Annotated in this window: 13 protein-coding genes; 4 read left to right on the top strand and 9 right to left on the bottom strand. The window is 55.9% G+C overall.

Annotated features, from left to right (window positions below; all coding sequences use genetic code 11):
* Window positions 1–55 precede the first annotated feature (55 nt).
* The 3 genes from ACGY09_RS07850 (at window position 56) to ACGY09_RS07840 (ending at window position 3,714) form a co-directional block, all read left to right on the top strand.
* On the top strand, window positions 56–418 hold the full coding sequence (locus ACGY09_RS07850; protein WP_373650835.1) for a tetratricopeptide repeat protein: 363 nt from the start codon (window positions 56–58) through the stop codon (window positions 416–418).
* Window positions 419–1,020: 602 nt separating this feature from the next.
* On the top strand, window positions 1,021–3,222 hold the full coding sequence (locus ACGY09_RS07845) for an alpha-amylase/4-alpha-glucanotransferase domain-containing protein (RefSeq protein ID WP_397571113.1): 2,202 nt from the start codon (window positions 1,021–1,023) through the stop codon (window positions 3,220–3,222).
* 243 nt (window positions 3,223–3,465) lie between these two features.
* Complete coding sequence (locus tag ACGY09_RS07840) at window positions 3,466–3,714, top strand: hypothetical protein (RefSeq protein WP_397571112.1); 249 nt, start codon at window positions 3,466–3,468, stop codon at window positions 3,712–3,714.
* Between the two features lie 206 nt (window positions 3,715–3,920).
* On the opposite strand, the gene ACGY09_RS07835 is transcribed toward ACGY09_RS07840, so the two are convergent.
* The 8 genes from ACGY09_RS07835 to ACGY09_RS07800 form a co-directional block, all read right to left on the bottom strand.
* Window positions 3,921–5,459: a sulfatase gene (locus ACGY09_RS07835; RefSeq protein WP_397571111.1), complete on the bottom strand. Its 1,539-nt coding sequence runs from the start codon at window positions 5,457–5,459 to the stop codon at window positions 3,921–3,923.
* Window positions 5,460–5,501: 42 nt separating this feature from the next.
* Window positions 5,502–7,286, bottom strand: coding sequence for an arylsulfatase (locus ACGY09_RS07830; RefSeq protein WP_397571110.1), 1,785 nt, complete (start codon window positions 7,284–7,286; stop codon window positions 5,502–5,504).
* Window positions 7,287–7,358: 72 nt separating this feature from the next.
* Window positions 7,359–7,895, bottom strand: a complete 537-nt coding sequence (locus ACGY09_RS07825) for a hypothetical protein (protein WP_397571109.1) — start codon at window positions 7,893–7,895, stop codon at window positions 7,359–7,361.
* Entirely contained in the window at window positions 7,885–8,976 is a 1,092-nt protein-coding gene (locus tag ACGY09_RS07820) for a DUF1559 domain-containing protein (RefSeq protein WP_397571108.1), read from the bottom strand. Before ACGY09_RS07820 ends, ACGY09_RS07825 begins: the two co-directional genes overlap by 11 nt.
* A 932-nt stretch (window positions 8,977–9,908) precedes the next feature.
* Window positions 9,909–11,231 carry a hypothetical protein gene (locus ACGY09_RS07815; protein WP_397571107.1) on the bottom strand — a complete coding sequence of 441 codons (1,323 nt, stop codon included), beginning with the start codon at window positions 11,229–11,231 and terminating at the stop codon, window positions 9,909–9,911.
* A gap of 309 nt (window positions 11,232–11,540) precedes the next feature.
* Window positions 11,541–12,314: a succinate dehydrogenase/fumarate reductase iron-sulfur subunit gene (locus tag ACGY09_RS07810; RefSeq protein ID WP_397571106.1), complete on the bottom strand. Its 774-nt coding sequence runs from the start codon at window positions 12,312–12,314 to the stop codon at window positions 11,541–11,543.
* Window positions 12,315–12,395: 81 nt separating this feature from the next.
* Complete coding sequence (locus tag ACGY09_RS07805; protein WP_397571105.1) at window positions 12,396–14,327, bottom strand: fumarate reductase/succinate dehydrogenase flavoprotein subunit; 1,932 nt, start codon at window positions 14,325–14,327, stop codon at window positions 12,396–12,398.
* A 250-nt stretch (window positions 14,328–14,577) separates the two neighbouring features.
* Window positions 14,578–15,306: a succinate dehydrogenase cytochrome b subunit gene (locus ACGY09_RS07800; protein WP_397571104.1), complete on the bottom strand. Its 729-nt coding sequence runs from the start codon at window positions 15,304–15,306 to the stop codon at window positions 14,578–14,580.
* A gap of 320 nt (window positions 15,307–15,626) precedes the next feature.
* Between ACGY09_RS07800 and ACGY09_RS07795 the strand changes: the two genes are divergently transcribed.
* Window positions 15,627–16,496: an SDR family oxidoreductase gene (locus ACGY09_RS07795; protein WP_397571103.1), complete on the top strand. Its 870-nt coding sequence runs from the start codon at window positions 15,627–15,629 to the stop codon at window positions 16,494–16,496.
* Here ACGY09_RS07795 and ACGY09_RS07790 read toward each other — a convergent pair.
* Window positions 16,485–16,961 carry a hypothetical protein gene (locus tag ACGY09_RS07790; RefSeq protein WP_397571102.1) on the bottom strand — a complete coding sequence of 159 codons (477 nt, stop codon included), beginning with the start codon at window positions 16,959–16,961 and terminating at the stop codon, window positions 16,485–16,487. The two genes, ACGY09_RS07795 and ACGY09_RS07790, sit on opposite strands and share 12 nt — an antisense overlap.
* Window positions 16,962–17,094 lie beyond the last annotated feature (133 nt).

Here is a 17,094-nt window from a genome sequence, read left to right as displayed (position 1 = left end):
GACCCTATGATTGTCTGTGATAACGGCGGATACCAGAAAAAAGGAATGCCTCAGAATGTCGAATCCAGACCTCATGTACGACGAAGCCATTGCTCTCAAAGACCAGGGCAACCTGCCCGGAGCAGTGGAAAAGCTTTTGGAAATTGAAGCGATTGCTCCCACCCACACCCTGACCCACTCTGCCCTCGCCATCATGCTGCAGAAGTTGGGACGCTACGACGAAGCGATTGCCCACGCGAAGACAGTCGTCGAGTTGAACCCCAACGATCCGTTCTCGCAGTCGCAACTCTCGGTGATCTACCAGCGATGTGGCCGAATTCCCGAAGCGGAAGATGCCTTGGCGCGAAGTCGGACGATGAACGCCGGCGGCGGATGCGGCAGTGGCGGCTGCGGTAGTGGCGGGTGCGGAAGCCACTAAACGTCCACGACCGACGCCTATTGTCCGAGAACGTCGGAAATCCGAATCAAGCCTGGCGAACAGCCGTTTGTTGTTCGCGACACTTAATGCGGCGATTGAGTCGATGCGGCACCTGTCACCAGGTGCCGCTCGCACGTTCGGATCGTTCTACCGAAGGCCGACCGACGGTGGAGGGAGGTCGGCACCTCTAACTCGGACCCGAACCGCAGCCGCAACGACCCCCTGCTCTCCGGTAGGCATTTTCTAGTATTGTGCAGGGCTCAATCAGAAGGAATCCTGATTGTGTCGCCACCCGCAATTCGGACTTCGTTTGTGGGTGCCAGTCCCTGACCTAATGCACGCGTCCCATCAGCAGAGCGTGGTGGCAGCCCGGGGATTCCTTTCTTCCCGGATACGGAATCTGACACCGATCGAGCGCCGAGTCGTCGCCGATTGGACGACCGGGCGAGTTCAGAATTCTGCACTTGGAAAGCCCACGCGGAGGGAAACTTGCGCGCGTTGGTCTCGACGAATTGCCTCAATTCATTTAGATCAATCTCATATTTGCAGCGAACAGGGACGGCGGCACGATCATTGGAATGGAAAAAGGCGAGGTACGGAGTATGAGCGGCCAGGTACGACTGATCTTAACGCTGCACAATCATCAACCCGTCGGCAACTTTGACGGCGTGTTCGAAGCGGCTTTCCAAGACAGCTACGCTCCGTTTCTGAACGTCCTGCAGGACTTCCCCGACCTTCCCGTGGTGCTTCACTTTTCTGGCAGCCTGCTCGACTGGCTCGCCAAAAACCATCCCGAATATGTGGCTCGGGTGCGAGAGTACGTTCAGCGCGGCCAGATCGAAATTCTCGGTGGCCCCTATTACGAACCGATCCTCTCCGCGATTCCGCGACGCGATCGAATCGGTCAGATCCAGTTTTATAAGCAGCACCTGGAGGAATTGCTCGGTGCCGAAGTCCGGGGGATGTGGGTGCCGGAACGTGTCTGGGAACAGTCATTTGCTGGTGACATCGTGGAAGCGGGGATCGAGTACACGCTGCTGGATGACACCCACTTCCGAAATGCAGGGCTCAATGAGGATGAACTGAACGGCTACTTCCTGACAGAAGAAAGCGGCCGGTTGCTGAAGGTGTTCGCGGGGAGTGAACGTCTGCGGTATCTCATTCCCTACGCTGACCCCCAGGACGTGATTGGCCATTGTCGGCAGGTCGCGGAACGATATCAGAACGCCGTCCTGATTTTCGGGGACGACGGCGAGAAACTTGGAGCGTGGCCCGGCTCAAACGATCACGTGTACCGGGACGGCTGGCTGCGTCGGTTCTTCACCGCACTGCGCGAGAACAAGCACTGGCTGCACGTCACGACCCTGGCAGAGACAGTCGACCGTGTTTCACCACTGGGGAAAGTCTACCTGCCCGACGCCAGCTATCGCGAGATGACAGAATGGGCGCTTCCGACGGAAAAGCAAACCGACTATCGCAACCTGGTCGCTTCCAATCAGCAGCGCCATGACTGGCATGCGATGCGCCAATTCGTACGCGCGGGGTTCTGGAGAAACTTCCTGGTGAAGTATCCGGAAGCGAACGAAATGTATGCTCGAATGATCCAGATCAGTCAGAAGCTCGATCAGGCCGTCATCGCCGATTCGGTCGGCACAGGTCCGCAACTGCTGGCAGAAGCGCGTCGCGAACTCTATCGTGGACAATGCAACTGCCCCTACTGGCACGGAGCCTTTGGCGGACTGTATCTGCCCCATTTGCGAAACGCGATCTACGGCAGCTTGATCTCGGCCGATTCACTGCTGGAGCGGGCCGCTGGGAGACGTGGTCGCTGGGTCGATGGTCAGGTCAGCGATTTCAACCTGGATGCCCGGAAAGAGATTTGTCTCTCGGGGGATCGACTGGTCGCCTTTCTCACCCCCGGAAAAGGTGGGCACCTATATGAACTGGATGTCCGCCAGATTCGAACCAACCTGCTGGCGACGTTGAATCGCCGGCCCGAGCCCTACCACGATCGAATTCGTCAGCATGCCGGGCAGGCTGTCAGTGACGTCGGTGGCGGCGTTGATCCCAATGGAGGAGTCCGGTTCAAGCAACCTGACCTCGACCGTAAACTGCAATACGACCCGTGGCCTCGAAAAAGTCTCGTCGACCATTTCCTCCAGCCTGGGCTCAGTCATGACCAGTTCATTGATGGACACGGCGAGATCGGCGATTTTGTGGAAGGGGTCTACCTGTCGAGGATCCGGCGGTCGTCTGAACAAGTTGAAGCGACGATGGTGCGTGAAGGTCGGCTGGGACCCTACCAGGTGAAGATTTCAAAAACGGTTCTGCTTGAAGCCCAGCAGGGTGGAACCCTCGAGATTCATTACGCGTTGGAAAACCTTCCTGCGGGACTCCCCTTCCATTTCGGTGTCGAGTTCAACTTTGCCGCGATGGCGGCAGGAGCCCATGACCGGTACTACTATGACGGAGAGGGTCATAACCTGGGGACTCTCGAAAGCGTCCATTCGACATCCGCAACATCGCGGATGGGGCTCGTCGACGAATGGCTCGGATTGGACGTGTCGCTGGATGTCAGCAAGCCGACAGGTTTCTGGACCCAGCCGATTCAGACGGTCAGTCAGTCCGAGAGTGGCTATGAACTCGTCCACCAGAGCTGTTCGGTGATGCCGCACTGGGAATTCATCGCGCCGGCCGACGGACGATGGACAGTCAAGATTGTCCTGTCCCTGGATACTTCCGCGGCACAGGCAAGGGAACTGGCGGAACGCTCAATGTCGCGACTCGCGGCATCCGCATATTGACTCTCCTGCGATCGCGTGCCAGCGCGGTGCTCGCGGCAAGCTACTATCAGCGTGCTACAGAGAGGAGATCTTGAAATCGTGAATGGGGCAGTTGAGACTCATTTGCGTAAGTCAACATGCGATGGACAGGCTAGGAGTGAAGACTGCTATCGTTTTACACTCACAGGATGCTACTAAGAATGCAGATTCAGAGGTGTCAGTCGACCGTTTTTTTCCTGACTCACATTTCAAAAAGCAGCTCCCATGAAGTTCGGCTTTCGAGTCCCCTATCTCCGTAAGCGAATCGCTGCTCGAACGTCTTTGAAGCGGGCAATTGTCCACCGCCTTGGGCTTAAAGCGCCGCGCGGATGGGGCTGGCTGACGAATCCCAGGCGAGCCACGTACAACCGAATCTACAATCGAACCACTAGAGGGTGCAGTGTCCTCTTCCTATCTATGCTAGGTGGCACCCTATGTCTGGGGTTCGCAGTTTTTGGGATGTTGACGAACTGACCCGCCACCGGCGGAATATGATTGCAAAGGATGTCGTGGGTTAGAAAACGATGTGCCGAGCTGCCTGACGACAAGGGACACTTCCGAGTTGCGATCCGTTACGAATGACGGACTGGCTTCCGAGTGGCTTCCGCAGAACAACGCACATGACTACTCAATGATTCATCCGGTCACGCATACTCAGCAGCGGCGGAAATCAGGTGACGCTATCGGGGAGCAACCAGATATGACTTTTGATCAAACGGAACTGTTCGATCAAAAAGGATGCCGTAGAGCGGATATCCGTGGGTTGGGTTGGCATTGTTGCGGAGTCGAGCGAGTTCGTTGTCGTACTCCCGCCGCAGGTGTGCTAGTTCCTCCGCGTACTCCGGGTTTGCGATGAGGTTTTGCATCTCCAGCTTGTCCTGCGCAATCTGGAATAATTCCTCCGCAGGCTGGGCCGGACCGGCGTGGTACCAATAAATGTACTTCCAGTGCGGTGTCACGATCGCCATGGATTGAGCGGTCTTGATCCCCCAGAAGTTGAAGAGTGGCAGCGAGGCACGAACTGAATGGTCTGCCTCTGCAATCACTGGGACGAGACTTTTTCCGTCGATTTCCGACAGATTGGGAATACCAGCCAGTTCCACGATGGTTGGCGAAATGTCAACGTTTGCAGTCAAAGCGGTTCTGACTTCGCCTCGTTTCTCGCGCGGAGTTCGGGGATCGTAAATGATCAGTGGGACTTTGGATGCCTCTTCATAGGGCAGGACCTTATCCCCGAATCCGTGGGCCCCACAGTTGTAGCCATTGTCGGAAGTGAAAATGATGATCGTATTCTCAGAAAGTCCTTCTCCCTCAAGCGATCGTCGAATCATGCCAACGGCCTCGTCCACGCCCGTAATCAATGCGTAGTAGAGCTTCGCTGTTTCATCGTACTTCGTAATCCACTCGCGGTAGCTCGTCGCGGCGCGGCTGGTCTGCGATTGCGGAGACAGATGCCGCCCGTTCTCCATACCGTAGTTTGCAGGCCGTGCGAACTCTGTCTTGCGTTCGTAACGTGCGAGGTCGAGTGGATCAGGACGGAACGGCAGGTGCGGCGCTTTGAAACTGATGCTCATGCAGAATGGACGACCGCTCCGCTTGGCCGCTTTCAGAAAATCTGCTGCCCACGCGGCATACGCGCGGGAACAATGCGGGTAGCGGTCCGCGTATTTCGCGATTCCTTTATTCTTGATCGTTTCGTATTCCGTCTGGCCGGGGCCCCCTGCCCACTCGTCGAATTCACGCTCGAGATGATCAAAAGGCTCTCCTTCCAGATCGAAACCAATCTTTCCCGCAAAGCCGGTGTAGTAGCCGGCGGCTCGTAGTTGCGCTGGATAGGAGTTCGCAAGGAAACGCCGCTCAAGGTTTCCTCGTTCGAAGTTGCACCCGTGGCGGTACTCGTACAATCCTGTCAACACTGTGCTGCGACTTGCCATACAAATCGCGGACGTGACGTAGTGATTCTGGAACCGGATTCCATCGCGCGCGATTGAGTCCAGGTTGGGTGTTATGACGTCCTTATTGCCATAGCAACCAACGGCTCCGGCCGGTTGATCATCCGTCATCAGGAAGACAATGTTCGGTCGGTTTTGGGGCCCTTCGTCGCTATTGGCGCCGCCTGTCAGCAGCGCAAAGCACAGCAGCGGGATGAAGGTCGCGAGCGAAATTCTCTTGCGGCGAGGGCGAGTGAATTGAGATTGGGTACGGGTCGTCAGGGTCATCGAAGGACTCTCAATGGGATGCCGCAGCAGAACGTGCAATCATTACTTCAACGAAGAAAGTCGTTTGACGTATGCGTAGTAGGCGCCGACTTCTTGACCATCCTTCGTTTGAAACCGTGCACTCAAGCGAGTCGCACCCGCTTTCAGTGGCAACTTGAAGACGGCCTCCCTGGCTCCTGACGGGACATCGATCGCCGCTTTTTGATCGCCGACTTCGATCGTGGCGTGCACAATGGGAATCGACTTCCCCGGATGCGAGCGGAAAGCGGTGTCACCTGGAACGGGATCTCCCGGGGCCAGCGAAGCATCGAGGGGGGCGTCGGCAGAGAGCGGCCATCGTCTCAGCCGAATTTCATAGTCGCCCTCTTCAACGACTTTCACGTTCCAGTAACCTGTGTTGGATTTCCCGGCGAGTCCCTTTCGGACATCTCCCTGATTCCATGGGGGCAGGCCTTCCGTAATCCAGTCATGTGAAGTGAGACTCGCGGGATTCTCTGCTGGATGCCCCAGATAGATCAGAGCGTCTTCTTTGAATGAGGGTTCGAGTTCTGCCCACCAGGCGTCATAGAATTGGGTGAGCCGGGTGACGACTTCAGGATGTTGTTCGATGACGTTCAACGTCTGCAGAGGATCGACGGCAATCTCGTAGAGTTCCTTGCCGTTCACCAATCGCCACTGACTTGTCATGACCGCGGTCTGTTTCCACTTCACGGGGTCTTTAACTCGCTGCGAGTCGGTCACCAGAATCCGGTCAGGCCACTCAACGGCATTGCCACTCAGCAAGGGTTTGATACTTCGTCCGTCGAAGTGAATAGAGCTATCGACGGGAATACCGCAAAGGTCAATGAGGGTCGGCAGGACATCGACATGAGCCGTGATCGGTTTGATATCGCGGCCTCCAGTGAGCCCCCCTTCCGGCCAATAGACAAAGAATGGAACCCGGTGTCCTCCGTCGTACTCACTCCCTTTTTTGCCTCGCATTCCTCCGTTGTTGATGCTGTCGCCCGCAGCAGTGCCGTTGTCAGTGGTGAAGATGAAAATCGTGTTCTGAGCGAGCCCTTCTTCCGCCAGGAACGCACGCAATCGACCGACGTTGTCGTCGATGTTCGCGATCATCCCGAAAAAGTTCGCCAAATCGACAGGGAGATTCTGGTAGGGAACGCTGCTTTCCGGCGGTGCATGCATGGGGCCATGCGGTGCGTTGGTCGCGATGTAAGCCACGAAGGGTTGCTTCGCTGCCTTCTGTTTCTTGATGAACTGGCGAGCGGCGTCGAAGAAGACGTCTGTGCAAAATCCTTCGACGGGGACCGGGCGAGAATTATGGAAGTACGAACCGCCGAAGTAGGCGTTGTTCCATGCGTCTGAAATCTGGCCAACTCCCCCTCCACCGTGACGGAGAACTTCGGTGAATCCTCGGTCTTCGGCTCGATACGGATAATTGTCACCCAGGTGCCATTTCCCGAACATGCCGGTCGTGTAACCAGCGTTCTGGAATATCTGCCCCATGGTCGTGAAATTCTCTTTGAGAAGCGACCGGCCCAGGACCGTATGCCAGACGCCCGTTCTGTCGGTCCAGTTGCCTGTCATGAGAGCGGCGCGCGTCGGTGAACATGTCGGTGCGACATGGTAGTCAGCCAGGCGAACCGACTCTTTGAACAAAGCATCGATCTCTGGCGTTTTGAGTACGGGGTTCCCATGGCAGCCCAGATCACCGTAGCCCTGATCGTCGGTAATCACCAATACCACGTTGGGTCGCTCTGCACCCCATGCGGGTGAGAGCGGCGTCCACAAAATCAAACTGAGCGTAAGGCAAAGGCGAATTCTCATCGGTGAAACTCCATCTTCCTGGTGTCTGATCGGGGGATAATCCGCCCATTTGCTGACGGCGCTGCATCGAATTCATTTCGAAAGATCGAACGCGAAATAATTGTCTTCGTCAGCCACAACCTCAACCTGCAACGCTGTACTCGCCGAGTCGCGGTACTTTTGGGGCCACTTGCCACGAGGTGGGGACTTCTCCTGCCCCATGTCGTCCGTCGGAATCGGATCATCCGGTGGCCAGCCTTCCGTCACTGTGACCGTATATTTCCCGGTCACAGCCCCTTCAGTCCCGCTTTTCGCCATGACGATCTTTGAGAAATTTCCGTCTTCATCCGTCTGTCCAACACAGGGCTCGCCACCTGTCACCTGTTGAGGCAGGAACACTAGCTTCGCGTATGAGACCGGCTCACCTCGATAGGTGACGACACCCTGCACTGTAGCGATCACAGGTCTGTCGCCGGATGAACATCCGGTGGACATGAAAGCGAATGCGACGAGGGCACCCTGCAGCCACGTCGCGATGCTGATTTCCCGGCGCGGGGTTCGATCAGGAGAGGGAGCAATGAGTGTGGCTGCGGGAGAATTCATTCCCGTTTGTTGTCGTTCAGAACTCACCGATGATTTCTCCACCCTGAATCGTCCCCAGGCTCCGATAAGTTCCCAGGTCAATGTTCTGGGCAATAAACCGCGAGCTTCCGTCGCACATGGCGAAATGAGCTCCACCCACATGCTGACTGCTGAATCCCTGCTGGTTCGGCCAGTCTGTCCAACAGGCGTTCCAGCCTTGAGCGAGAGGTCGACCGAGGCCTTCCGGGCATTCCGCTGGTCGATTCACCGGGAACGCGGTTGTTGCGAGAACTCCGTTGAACCAGAACCATGCTGACAAAGCGTTCTGATTGAATGAGGTCTCGCCCAGCATGAACGAGTTTGATGTCCCGTCAGTGATATCGCGGATTCGCGTGGGAATTCCCTGCCCATCATTGCCGCGACCCATGAACCCGGAAGGACATCGAAATGGATACTGGGTCTGCACCGCCGGGGGGGAAGAGTCGAAAGTGCCACAGAAACGACTGGTGGCCCAGACGCCCGAAGTGACCTGAATCGTGCCACTCACCCAACTCGAACCGAGGACGCCTTGATAGTTTGTGATGCCGATTTTCAGATCGTTATTGGCTCCACCAGCGAAGTTAATGATCCTGGATCCGGGGGCCACCCCGCCAGAAGCGGGCGAGGGATCTGAAGGACAGTTGAGTGCGGGGATGCCTCGTCCCACAAGCCAGGGATTGCTACCTGAGTTGGGATTCGTGAGGCCTCCCGGTCCAGTTCTCGGATCTGCCTGAATCCCGTTGGGCCCCGAGTTCCATGAGAAAGTCGAGTCCCACGCGTTGTAGATGTTGGCCTGATCAATCATTGGCAGGATGTTGTGAATCCAGCTCACTTGGTTCAGAGCGCCTGGGATGCTGTTGAGTCGATATTGAATAGGAAAGGTGCCATGGACATCGAGATAATTATGCAGCGCGAGGCCCAATTGCTTCATGTTGTTCTTGCACTGAGTCCTGCGAGCGGCCTCGCGCGCCTGCTGTACTGCCGGCAGCAGTAGAGCGATCAGCACCGCGATGATGGCGATCACGACGAGCAATTCAATCAGCGTAAAACCCTGATAATTCTGACGATGATGAGCACGTGGTTTGTTCACAAGATCCCTCTGAATGAAACAAAAACTGCGAAACAGATTTGAAGTGGCTGGCTTCAGTCGACCGCGGAAGATCGCGCACCGGAGGTGAGAAAAATGACGTGGCAACGACGGAAAGAGACTCCGCCCGCTTTCGTCAAAGTCGTCGCATCTCGATGCCGGACCTGCGTAAGGCATGTCTCGAAATCTCTTGTCCGAAGAGCCACGGAAATCATTCGCAGCGAAGTGCAAAATTTGATTCGCGTGGTGGCGACAGATATCGAGTGCCGAAGATTGCGTCCGCTCGTTCGCAATCCGTGAGCGATCGAATGCAGATTGGCTCCGTGGCCTGTGCAGCGTGCTGCGGCTTACGCCTGTCAGTGCTGCCGATGATGAAACGAATGAGTCAGCCTTTGGCGATACTCATATATCACCCATTGAGTGATGCGGGGTTGGATTCTCACACCAATGTCGATTGGTGTCAAGCCGACTCGATCAATCGCTGGGCGGAGTGTTACGCGTGCCGGCTCGAATGGAATGGGCCGCAGATTGACTGCGAGTGATACTCAGTCGGTGCGCGAGTCGTTTCGCTGAAAGCAGAAACTCTCAGTAAAGTCCGCTGTCTCTTTTCAGGATCAGTTCGGATCGGCTGAAGTTCAGACCCGTGGAAATCGTTGAGAACGAGATTCGCCTTTGAGCTCGCACGATGCTTTGATGGATTCCATTATTCATGGTTGGCTTTGAGAAATCCGCGAGATGGCAGCTCATTCTTGTGGTCTGAATGGTCGCTATGCGATCAACAAAAAAGCCCATGGTAATCGATGATTACCATGGGCTTCGATGCAATCGTATTGAACGCAACCGTGTGCATCCCGAACTTGTTGAACGACGATGGTCGCTCTCTCAACTGCGAGCGCCCTTTAATCGTGTCCGGGATCAGACGAGTACATCAGGCACTAAGCAGTTACGCCTGGAGTCTTACTGTGAGCGTTCTGTGGGAAGTCGAACGTCAGAACAAGTGGATCTTTTCCAGTGTTCTCGATCTCAACGCCACCGCTGGCGATCGCTGCCTGAGTAATAAATCCGATTTCCGGATAGATCTCGCCCAGAATCATATCCTGGTGATAGCGGATGTTGAGCTTTCCAATTCGTCCACTGCCGCCATTCGTGTGGAACAGTGCAGGAGACTCGGGGCGGAACTTCGTTTTCGCTCCGGGCTGAACAGTCATGCGGAGGATCGAGCACTTCTGGTCGCCCAGGAAATTGCCGTACACGATCCACTTGGCATCGACGCCATCAGCAGAGAACTCATCCGAGGTGATTGCCGGACGGGAATTCTTCAGTACAAAGTCCGGGTCCTGGTTCGCGGCGAAGTCAAACTTCTCAACCAGATATTCCCAGTCTTCGTGGCGTGCGGCCGGATAATCTTCTTCGCGGCACGCGTAGAACGCGTCTTTCGCCCCGATTCGGCCGTCGAGAGTCAGATCCTCTGCGAGGAAATGCTCGTCCATGGTCACGTGCAACTCGTGGGTGCACAGATTCGTGGGTGAGTGCAATACCCCGTTCGGCATCACGAAGCCGTGATCAAGTCGCATCATGACGTGTGGTGCAAGATGGCGAACTCCGTTGTATTCGTCCTTGCCGAAACGCTTCATGCAGGCAAGGAACTGATCTTTCGTCACGAAGGGGTACAATCCCATCGCGGTCGTGTGATAGTGCGAAGGGTTCACTCCAGGGTTGTCGAACGAGTTAATGTCATAGACTTCCCACTTCGCCCAGTGCAGGTGATCGGGAATGGGATTCAAATTGTCAAACTTCTTCGAGACGATGGGCCACGTCGCGTAGCCGAACATTTCTTTCGCGAACGCCGATACCTTGTCACCGATGACCGATGAAGGATTGGCCGCGATCAGGTCCTGGAGTGCGACGACCTGTCCGCTGGCGGTCAGGACCTGGGCTTCCCCTTCGCGGAACGGAGCCTTATTCGTTCTTGTGTCGATGACACCGGTCTTGATCGGAACAGTGCAGCACATCCAGATTTCATCCAGACCCGTACCACCCATGTAGTCTGGGTAGTAGGACTTGGCGTCCAGGCGAAGTCGCTTGCCCGGAGTACAGAATGTCCGACCGGCGTAGCGGTGAAGCAACTGCAGTACACCGCCGTGCTGGTTGAGGCAGTCGTCCAGAACCGACGCAATACCGTTGCTGGTTCCGTCGATCACGTCGTGCCGGGGATACTCGTGCAGTTTGTCCGCGAGAATTGAGTTCGAAGCAGCCATGAGCGTTTCTTCTCTCAGAAGAAGTCTTCGGATTGTCTAAAAGATAAACTCGCTACGACGCCACATTCCATGATTCATCTGGGCAAGGAAAGGGGGCGGTAGCGAGTGTCAGAAATTATTCCAGTAGTATCGCCGATGAGCAATGGAAGCCCAGTGAGAATCCGCATGTATCGAGGGGAGAGATGACCTGCTGTGCATGGACTTGGCGCTCGACTTTTCAGGGAGGGCTCGGAAAGACCCGGCTCGTACTGAGACGAACCGAACTGCCGATGCTGGTCATCCCCGAAGTTTGCGCTCCGAATGTGGTTTTTATTCCTTAGAGCACATCGCGGCCTTCATGTACTCACGGTTCAGTTGAGCAATGTTGGACAACGTGATTCCGGCGGGACAGGCGGCTTCGCACTCGGCCGTGTTCGTGCAGTTTCCGAATTGCTCGGCGTCCATTGCTGCGACCATCTTCAAGACGCGTTTGCTGCGTTCGCCTTGTCCCTGAGGCACATTGGCAAGGTGTGAGACTTTCGCGGAAACGAAGAGCATTGCCGAGGCGTTCTTACAGGATGCGACGCACGCCCCGCACCCGATGCATGCCGCAGCACCCATGGCTGCCTGCTGTACGTGGTGAGGGACCAGCGTCGTATTGGCTTCGGGGGCATTCCCGGTATTGACGGAAACGTAACCGCCAGCCTGAATGACCCGATCGAACGCAGAGCGGTCTACGACCAGGTCGCGGACAATCGGGAAGGCCTTGGCCAGCCAGGGTTCGATGACAATCGTGTCTCCATCCTGGAAGCGGCGCATGTGCAACTGACACGTGGTGGTGCCACTATCAGGTCCATGTGCCTGTCCATTAATGACAACACCACAGGCACCGCAGATCCCTTCGCGGCAGTCGTGATCGAACGCCACAGGTTCTTCACCCTTGGCGATCAACTGCTCGTTCAGGACGTCGAGCATTTCCAGGAATGACATGTCAGTCGAAATGCCGCTGACGTTGTAAGTCTTCAGGCTACCTGGCTGCTTCGGACCGGCTTGTCGCCAGATCTTCAGTGTGAGGCTCAGGTTCTTGGAAGCAGCGTGGCTCATGATGTTTTGATACTCCGCGCAGACGGATTGAGAGATTTCAAGTGCGAGCGGTTTTGTGCGTCTCTTCGACCAACCTCGAAATCATTTGTAACTTCGGACGCCAAACGGAGCATCCACGAAGGTCAGGGGTTCTTTATGGAGAATTGATTCTGTGCCGACATTCTGGAACTCCCAGGCCGATACAAAACTGAATTCGTCATCGTTGCGTGCGCACTCGCCTTCCTCTGTCTGATGTTCTTCCCGGAAGTGGCCTCCGCAGGATTCATCTCGGTGCAGGGCATCGCGGGCCAGGAGTTCAGAAAACTCCAGGAAGTCAGCGACGCGACCGGCATGTTCAAGATTCTGGTTCAAGGTTTCGCCGCTGCCGAGCACCTTGACGTCCTGCCAGAACTGCTCACGAAGTTCACTAATCAAATCGATGGCCTTCAACAGACCTTTCTCGTTGCGGGCCATACCGACATAGTCCCACATGATCTTTCCGAGGGCTCGATGGAAGTACTCGGTGCTATGGGTGCCGTTGACTTTGAGGATGGACTCGACTCGGGACTTTGCCCCTTCGAGTGCCGCCTGGAATTCGGGGCGATCAGTTGTGACAGGCTTCACCTTACGGGTGGCAATGTGATCTCCCACGGTGTAGGGAATCACGAAGTAGCCGTCAGCCAGTCCCTGCATCAGCGCACTGGCACCGAGGCGGTTCGCCCCGTGGTCTGAGAAATTGGCCTCGCCCAGGACGTACAGACCGGGTAGGTTGCTCTGCAGGTTATAGTCGACCCACAGTCCGCCCATCGTGTAATGCACCGCGGGGTAGATCCGCATGGGGACCTTATAGGGGTTTTCGCCCGTGATCCGCTCGTACATATGGAAGAGGTTTCCATACTTTTCGCGAATGACGGATTCTCCGTCTTCCTTGATCGCTCGCGAGAAATCAAGGTAGACGGACATCTTGGACGGACCCACGCCATACCCGGCGTCGCAGCGTTCTTTTGCCGCCCTCGATGAGACGTCGCGCGGGGCCAGGTTGCCGTAAGAGGGATAACGTCGCTCAAGATAGTAATCGCGATCTGCGTCTGGAATCTGATCAGGCGAACGGAGGTCGTCTTTATTTTTGGGAACCCAGACGCGACCGTCGTTTCGCAAACTTTCGCTCATCAGGGTCAGCTTGGACTGATGTCCGCCACTGACGGGGATGCACGTCGGATGAATCTGTGTGTAGCAGGGGTTGGCGAAATAGGCTCCCCGTTTATGGCACCGCCAGGCCGCAGTGACGTTACAGGCTTTGGCATTCGTCGAGAGATAGTAGGCATTGCCGTATCCGCCGGTGCACAGCACGACAGCGTCACTGGCGAATGTCTCGAATTTTCCTGTCACCAGGTCTCGCGTCACGATTCCGCGGGCAACTCCGTCGACGACGACCAGATCGAGCATTTCTCGCCGCGTGAACAGCTTAACGCCGCCCCCGTTCACTTGTCGCATCATTGCCTGGTAGGCACCCAGCAGTAGCTGCTGACCCGTCTGGCCCCCACAGTAGAACGTTCGAGAGACCTGGGCACCACCGAATGAACGGTTTGCCAGAGTACCGCCGTACTCGCGAGCGAAGGGGACCCCCTGGGCCACACACTGATCGATAATCGAAGTGCTCAGTGTTGCCAATCGATAGACGTTCGACTCACGGGCGCGCCATTCGCCACCTTTAACGGTGTCGTAGAACAGTCGCCAGATGGAATCGCCATCGTTCTGATAGTTCTTGGCGGCATTGATCCCCCCTTGGGCGGCAATACTGTGTGCCCTGCGGGGAGAATCCTGAATGCAGAATGACAGGACGTTATAACCCAGCTCCGCGAGTGAGGCTGCGGCTGATCCACCTGCCAGGCCGGTGCCGACGACGATGATCGTGTACTTTCGCTTATTGTTCGGAGCAACAAGCTTCAAATCCCGTTTCCGCTGATCCCAGCGGCTGGCAATATCTCCCTCGGGACAACGTCCGTCCAATGGGGTGTCAGCGACCGTCACCATCTTATTTCCCTTGCGACCGTTAACTGGGCGGAACACGCACATGGCATGTCGTAAGCCCACAGATTGAATGACTTTTGCCCTGCTGACAGTCGGTTTGCATTTCTCCGAGTGTCAACGTCACCTAACCGGGTTGTGTGACGAGAGCGGAAATCCATTTTGATACACGACATTCTCTAAATTGGCCGCCGTCGGCCACAGTGGAACAGGTTCATCGCCTCTCGGGTGTCTGACTCTGCTCGCACATTCTGGCCTATTTCCACATGCCCGGTGCAAAGACCGCGAGGCTTGCGAATCCAACGGCAATCACGACGGCGAAGACTTTTCCGATAATTTTAATCAGCGGAGTGTACTTCGGGTGATTGAGGCCCAGTGATTGAAACGCGCTGGCGAATCCGTGCGACAAGTGAACACCCAAGACAATCGCGCCCACAAAGTAAACGACGCGACTGACGGGATCACTCAGTGCGGCGATTGTGTTTTTGAACGGCGCTTCGGGATCGGATTCAGGCAGGTAGCTGATGCTTCCTCGCATTCCCAACCGCAGATCAATCAGGTGGAGGATGACAAAGCCCAATACCACAGCGCCTGATGCGAACATCCAGCTGTTCGCCCCGATGATGCGATGGGGAACCTTCGATTGCTTGAGGACGTAGCTCTCGCGACGGGCTTTGTAGTTGCCAATCGTCGTCGTGATGGCCAGGTATATGTGGGCCAGAAACAGAATCAGGAGACCTGTTTCTGCGACAATCAACAGTTCCCACTGCTCGTGCAGCTTATGGGCATACTCATTGAATGCTTTCGGGCCGACAAACAGCAGCAGGTTACCTGCCAGATGTGCGGCAAGAAAGCCGCACAGCAACAAACCCGTCAGGCCCATCACGAACTTTTGTCCGATCGACGAGGACAGCAGCCGAAAAAACCACCCCAAGCCCAGCCAATCAATCAGCCCAGTCTGGGACTGGACGCTCGAGTCCGTCACGTTGTCACTCCCTGCGGTATTCACCGAGATCGCAAATTTTAACACAGCAAGCGACGACTTCAGACAACATCTGAAGTTTTCCAGCTCGGTCGTCAGCTCACCGGAAAGTCAACTGGAATTCAGTCTTCGTGATTCATCTTCCGGATTATAGGATGCCCGCCCACAACTGCAATTCTGTCAGAACGACGAACGGCATCGGCTGCGGGAATTCTCATTTCTGGATTTACGTCATCGGACAACCCGTCGTTTTTCTAGCGGGAATTTGAGCAGTTTTCCTGATGACAGGAATTTGGGGAGGGAATCCCCGAGGAGCTATCTTTATGCGATGTCTGATTTTCGGTTGCGGCTATCTGGGGAAGCGAGTTGCGAAACGCTGGGTCGCCAAAGGCCATCAGGTGTTTGCTGTGACGCGTTTTGCTGCAAATGCGGAAACGCTTCAGCGTGAGTCAATTCAGCCTCTGGTGGCGGATATTTGCGAGCCGGCGACTCTTTCGGAACTTCCGGAAGTCGATTTGGTCTTGCACGCTGTTGGCTTCGATCGCTCATCAGGACGAACGCATGAAGAGGTGTCCTGCGTCGCACTCTCAAACGTCGTGCGTGCGATCGACAATCAGCGTCCACGGTTTATTCATATTTCCAGCACCAGCGTTTACGGTCAGTCAGACGGGGGATGGGTTGACGAGGACTCCCTTTGTCAGCCGCAACTGGCCGGGGGGCAACTCTGCCTCCGCGCTGAGAACCTCATCCGGGACCAATTGATTGCCGGAAGTCTTTCTGGACTGCAGATCTTGCGTCTCGCCGGAATCTATGGTCCCGGGCGTTTGCTCTCGCGAATTGAATCACTGCGGGCAGGCGTCCCGTTTTCGGGACGTGGTGATGCGTGGCTCAATCTGATTCATGTCGATGACGCAGCCGATGCGGTGATTGCCTGTGTGGAGGGAGGAGGCGACTTCTCTGTGTGGAACGTGGTTGATGATCAGCCGATCCCGCGAGCCACGTATTTTTCGACCCTGGCACGACTCGTAGGGGCATCAGAACCAGTGTTCGATTCGACGCAGCCTGCAGCACGGGGGTCGGGGGGAATCAACAAGCGCGTCTCGAATCGCAAGATCCGCGAAGAACTGGGATGGAGACCACAGTACTCATCCATAGAAACCGGGCTGCCGTCTGCAATTCGATCAGCGGAGTGAGACAGCGTGTACGCGATGGGCCAGATCCGTTCGCGGTTGCTCGATCCGAATAAAGTGCCACCGAAACGAACCTCGTTCGACGAGATAGTGGTTTGTGACGGGGCTTTCAGTCATCTCCCGTGGAATGATCGCTTCGCTTTCGCTCACTTCACGAACCTGAGTCCGTCCCCATTGATCCGACACCAGATACGTCCCAGGCGTGATCTGATCCGGAAGCGGAACGGTGACGCGTCGCACGCCTCTTGATCCGTTTGAAGATGCAACCCGGAAGGCTGGTCGGACAGTCGCAGCTTTCGTGATTCGTTCGACCGATGCTTTTTGCTGGGTCTGATCCTCTGACCAGATGGCTGCAAACAGGCTGGTTGTTATGAACAAAAGTGCAACGCGAGCCATGACATCTTCACCCATCGCAACAGGAAGTCGGGGCGGAGTTTCAATCCGGTTTGTTTCAGCAGATATCGTCATCGGCAGAGTTTGCCGTTTGGCGAAAGATTCTCACCTGGCAAGAATCCGCAAGCAGGTGTGGACTCTGACGACTTTTCCGTGAGAAACGGTTTCGCCTGATGAATCGAACAGGACGATCCGTGGGGTCGCCAGC

Source organism: Schlesneria sphaerica (assembly GCF_044336245.1).
Lineage (GTDB): Bacteria > Planctomycetota > Planctomycetia > Planctomycetales > Planctomycetaceae > Schlesneria > Schlesneria sphaerica.
Note: the sequence above shows the minus strand (reverse complement) of the source record. Positions and strands in the feature narration are given on the sequence as shown.